The sequence below is a fragment of the Actinoalloteichus spitiensis RMV-1378 genome (genome assembly GCF_000239155.1).
In the GTDB taxonomy this organism is placed as follows: Bacteria; Actinomycetota; Actinomycetes; order Mycobacteriales; family Pseudonocardiaceae; genus Actinoalloteichus_B; species Actinoalloteichus_B spitiensis.
On sequence record NZ_AGVX02000559.1, the window covers coordinates 1 to 4882 of the forward strand.

The 4882-nt window shown below is 74.3% G+C and carries 3 protein-coding genes and 1 pseudogene; 2 read left to right on the forward strand and 2 right to left on the reverse strand.

The genetic code is table 11. From position 1 onward, the window contains the following. Both ACTIDRAF_RS33480 and ACTIDRAF_RS30415 read left to right on the forward strand, forming a co-directional pair. Window positions 1-1696, forward strand: a pseudogene (locus ACTIDRAF_RS33480) (hypothetical protein); the annotation flags it as partial. Window positions 1697-1774: 78 nt separating this feature from the next. Further along, window positions 1775-2365: a GtrA family protein gene (locus tag ACTIDRAF_RS30415; protein ID WP_211215401.1), complete on the forward strand. Its 591-nt coding sequence runs from the start codon at window positions 1775-1777 to the stop codon at window positions 2363-2365. Window positions 2366-2530: 165 nt separating this feature from the next. On the opposite strand, the gene ACTIDRAF_RS0221640 is transcribed toward ACTIDRAF_RS30415, so the two are convergent. Then, on the reverse strand, window positions 2531-3805 hold the full coding sequence (locus ACTIDRAF_RS0221640) for an ATP-binding protein (RefSeq protein WP_016700806.1): 1275 nt from the start codon (window positions 3803-3805) through the stop codon (window positions 2531-2533). A gap of 120 nt (window positions 3806-3925) precedes the next feature. Further along, a complete protein-coding gene (locus ACTIDRAF_RS0221645) occupies window positions 3926-4600 on the reverse strand; it encodes a response regulator transcription factor (protein ID WP_016700807.1) in 675 nt (224 codons plus the stop codon). Window positions 4601-4882 lie beyond the last annotated feature (282 nt).

Sequence of the window (4882 nt, forward strand, 5' to 3'; positions counted from 1 at the left end):
CTGCCGCTCGACCGAGGGGGTGCCGGCTGGCGGCAGCCTGACGCTCCACATCCGGCTGGCCGCCTCGGTCGACGCCGAGGGGGGTGCCCTCAGCGGCAGCCTCAGCGCCGGCGCCGACATCCACCTCCGCCTGGCCACCATCACCGTCACCGTGCGCCCCGCCGCGGTGGACGACCTGGCACTGGCGGGGAGCGCGCTCCGCACGCCTGGGGGAGGGTGGCCCGGCCCAGCAGAGCTCCGGGCCGAGGTCACGAACACCGGAACGAGTACCGCGGCCGTCTCCGTGGACCTCCGGCTGCCGTGGTGGATCCGGATCGACGAGCTCCCTCCCCGGTGTGCCCTGCGGCGGGACGCGTTCCGCCCACCGCCCTCCTCCTGGGTGGCGGCCCCGGCCGCCCTCCCCGCGTCCGAGGTGCGCTGCGAGTCCGCCGGCCCCGTCCCCCCGGGCGGCAGGCACGACGTCCGGCTGCGGCTCCACACCTGGCTGCCCGTGGAGGCCCCGATCGGGGTCACGGCGGCGCTGGGTGGGGCGCGCGAGGAACTGGACCTCCGGCTGACCGCCGCGCGTCCGGCGCTCCGGGTCGACGCCCTGGGCCGGCCGGAGCCGCTGGTACCCGGCGGCTCCGCCGGACCGGTCACCTACCGGCTGCGCAACACCGGGAACGCCCCGACCGGACCGCTGACCGTCCAGGCGAGGGCCACCGGCCGCTTCATCCTGGCAGGCGCGGGGAACGTCGGGTGCGACGAGCGGGGAGGACTCGTCCGCTGCCGGGTCCCGGCGGGTCTCGAACCCGGTGGAGAGGCCGTCCTCCCGTTCGCGGTCCGCGCCCTGGAGGGGGCGGCCTCGCCCGGGAGGGTCACCGGACACGTCCTGGCGTCGGACGGCGAGCTCACCCGGCTGCCCGTCGTGCCGGTGGGCCTGGCGGCACGACCTTCCGGGGTCGAGATCTCCTCGGTGCACGGGGCCGCGTGGTCGACGCCGTCCCCGACCGGCGGTCACCGCTCGTACCACGCGTTGTTGCGGGTCAGGGTGGGCAACGTCGGCCAGACGACGGCGCCGGTGCGACTGGCGGCCCGCCTGCCCCCGGACGTTCGGCCGTGCCGGCCGGCTGGCGGGCCCCCCGCCCCGCCGGCCACGGCACCGCTCAGCCCGGGCTCGTCGCGGCACCTCGTCCTGTGGTTGTGCGCCGAGGGCGGCCGGGAGGCCCCGCCCCCGTCCGCCGTCACCGTGGTGGCCCGCCTCGGTGACGCCGAGGACTCGACGTCGGTGCGGGTGGAGTGGTCGCGCCGTCCGGCCGCCGGCCCGCCGGTCGGGGACGCGCCGGACCTGGTGGAGTACGTCGACCGGAACGCGCCTCCGGCCCCGCCGCCGGGGCACGGGGACGCTCCCGAACCCGACCCGGACCCGCCCTCGCGGGAGCCCGCACCGCCACGGGAGCCTCGCGGCGGACCAGCCTCGGAGCCCGGGGACGAGCACCCGTCGCCCCCGTCCCCGCGCCCGTCCGCCGGCGCGGGCTCGTCGCCGGAACCGGAGTCCCCGGCACGGGCTGGTCGGAACGCACGGTCAGCACCACTCCCCCCGCCACCTTCACTCGACAGTGGCGTAATGAGGCGGTTGTCCGATACGTTCGGTAGGAGGACTTCGGAGGACCGGCGAAGCCACCCCTCGACGGCCGCAGGGCGCAGGCACGGCTGAACAGGGGGAATTCACCACATCGCCGTCCGGTCCGGTAGCTACACACGGCCGTGGGGCGTGGTTCCGTAGACTGCGGTGGTGTCCGTCGTCCACAAGGTTCTCGATCGGCTACCAGCGCCGTTGCGCTCCGTCATGCTCAAGCACCGCGAACTCCTGAAGTTCGCGGTCGTGGGCGGTACGGCCTGGGTGATCGACACGATCGTCTTCTACACCGTCAAGTTGTGGATCCTGGACAAGCCCCTCACCGCGAAGGTCATCGCGGTGCTGGTCGCCACCGCCGCCTCCTACGTGCTGAACCGGGAGTGGTCCTTCCGGACGCGGGGAGGCCGCCGCCCTGGGCACGAGGCGAGCCTGTTCTTCGTGATCAGCGGCCTCGCCTTCGTGCTCTACCTGGCGCCGCTCGCGGTGTCGCGTTACGTGCTCGACCTCAAACAACCCGCCGTCAGCTTCGTCACCGAGCAGGTCGCCGACTTCGTCAGCAGCCAGATCATCGGTGTCCTGCTCGGCATGATCTTCCGGTACTGGGCGTTCCGCCGGTTCGTCTTCCCGCAGAGCGGGGTCCGCAACCTGGAGACGAGCTACGACACGCCGCCGTCCGAGGCCGACGACCTCGACAGCCCGCCCCCGGCCGACGACTCGCGGGACCGCGACCGCATCCGCCGCCGGTGAGCGAACGGTGCCGCCCCGAGGCCCCTCGCCCGCGCCTGCCCACTTCCACCGGTCCCCCCTCGGGGTACGACGCCGCGCACCCACCCCGCGCCCGCCGGCCACGACCCTGGTCACCCCACCGCGAGGACCAGCCGGTGGGCTGGGCGGACCCGCGGCGACGGGAACTCAGCGCGGCGCCTCGGCCCGCCAGGACACCCCGAGGACGTCGTCGACCCGGGGCACCCGGAGGTAGATGACGAACGCCGCCGTGCGTTCGGGGCTCACCTTCAGCCTGCCCCCGTCGGCCTCGACCAGCGCCCGGGCCACCGCGAGCCCCACGCCGGTCGACCCGGCGGCGGAGACGCCGCGTTCGAACACGTGGGGCACCAGCTCCTCGGGCACCCCCTTGCCCTGGTCGGTGACCTCGATGGTCACCATCCCCCCGGTCGGCCGCGCGGTCACCGCCACCGTCCCCGCGCCGTGGACGACGGCGTTCTCCAGCAGCACCCCTATCGCCTCCCGCAGCCGGGCGGGCGTGGCCCTGGCCAGCAGGTTCGGCTCGACGCGCATCCGCAGGGCGCGACCCGCGCCACGCAGCCTGTCCCGCCACTCGGCCACCATCGTGGGGAGTTCGGCGCTCAGTTCGAGCGGCTCGGCGCTGAGCGAACGCACGGCCGTCGCCGTCGCCAGCAGGTCCTCCAGCACCCGGGCCAACTGCTCGGCCTGTTCCAGGGCCGCTCGCGCCTCACCCGGCTCGGGCTGGTGCCGGGGGTCGGCGAGTTCCTCCAACCGCAGTTGGAGGGCGGTGAGGTGGCTCCGCAGCTGGTGGGAAACATCGCCGACCAGCTCGCGCTCCCGTTCGACGAGCTGCGCGAGGGCGGCGGCGGAGGTGTCCAGGGCCTCGGCGACCCGGTCCAGTTCGGGCACGCCGTGCCGCCTCGGATCCGGCCGGAAGTCGCCCGCTCCCAGCCGCGCCGCCCGGTCCCCCACGTGCCGCAACGGCTCGGACAACCGCCTCGCGGTCACGTTGGCGACGAGCATCCCGGTTCCGACCGAGAGCACCACCAGCAGCAACACGACGGCCGCCATCTGGGCCTGGGCCGTCCGCAGCGGTCCGGAGGGCACCGCCAGCGACACGGTGCCCTGCTGCACGATGGCGGCCCGTTCCACCACCGGGTTCGGGCCCGGGTCCGGCCCCTGCTCCACCGGCGGCTCTCCCGGGATGGTCACCCTGATCTGGCCGTCCTCCGGCACCGCGACCCGGATCTGGCCCAGGTCGAGGCCCCGGCCGAAGGCCAGTTGGTCGTCAAGGCTGGCGGCGATCTGCTGGACACGACCGCTCAGTTCGCCCCGGGTGATGTCCTCGACGAGGCGGAGGGCGCTGAACCCGAGGGGCAGGCCGAGCGCGACCGCGGTCACCGCCACGGCGAGCAGGATCGACTGGAGGATTCGACGTCGCACCGGACTCAGCCGTCGCCGTTCGACCCGGTGACGGGACCGCCCCGGGCGGCGGGGCCGCCCTCGGCCCCGGTCCGGACACGATTCCTCTCGGGCACTCGCCGAGCCACCTGGGTCACCCCGTCAGTCGATGTTGAACCGGAAGCCGACGCCCCGGACGGTGGCGATGCGCTGGTCCGCCGGCTTGGCGTTGGTGTCACACAGTTTGCGGCGCAGCCAGGACACGTGCATGTCCAGGGTCTTGCTCGTCTTGCTCTCCGGCCCGTTCCACACCTCGTCCAGGATGGTGTCCCTGGTCACCACCTCGCCGGCGTGCTGCATCAGCACCCGCAGCAGCTCGAACTCCTTGTTCGCCAGCTGGACCTCGGAACCGTTGACCTGCACCCGCCGCGCGGCCAGGTCCATCCGCACCCCGTTCGCCTCGATGGTCCTGACGGCCCGCCGGCGCAGCAGCGCCCTGATCCTGGCGAGCAGTTCGGCCAACCGGAAGGGTTTCGCGACGTAGTCGTCGGCACCCGCGTCCAGACCGACCACGAAGTCCACCTCGTCGGTGCGCGCGGTCAGCATCAGCACGGGAATCCCGACGCCGTCCGTCCGCAACCGCCGGCACACCTCCAACCCGTCCATTTCGGGCAACCCCAGGTCGAGCACGAGGAGGTCGGCGCCGCCGGCCCGGATCGCACCCAACGCGCTGGGGCCGTCCCCGACGACGCGCACCACGTACCCCTCACGTTGCAACGCCCGGCACAGCGGTTCGGCGATCGCCTTGTCGTCCTCAGCCAGCAGCACCACGCTCACGCCTGTCAGCCTAGAACGGTCGGCTCGTCCCCGGGTGGGGTGCGGACCGAGGTTCCCGGCCTCCCACCAGGCCGACCACCGTCCCTGGCGGTCGGGGAACCCCCACCGGCTAGGCTGCCGGCCGTGGGTGCTGACGGGGAGAACCTGGTCGTGGCGGGTCCGACCGGGGAAGCAGCGGCGGCGGACCTCCGGCTGGCGCTGGCGCTGGCGGACGCCGCCGACGAGATCACCACGCGCCGCTTCCGGGCGCTCGACCTCCGGTCGGAGCGGAAGCCGGACCGC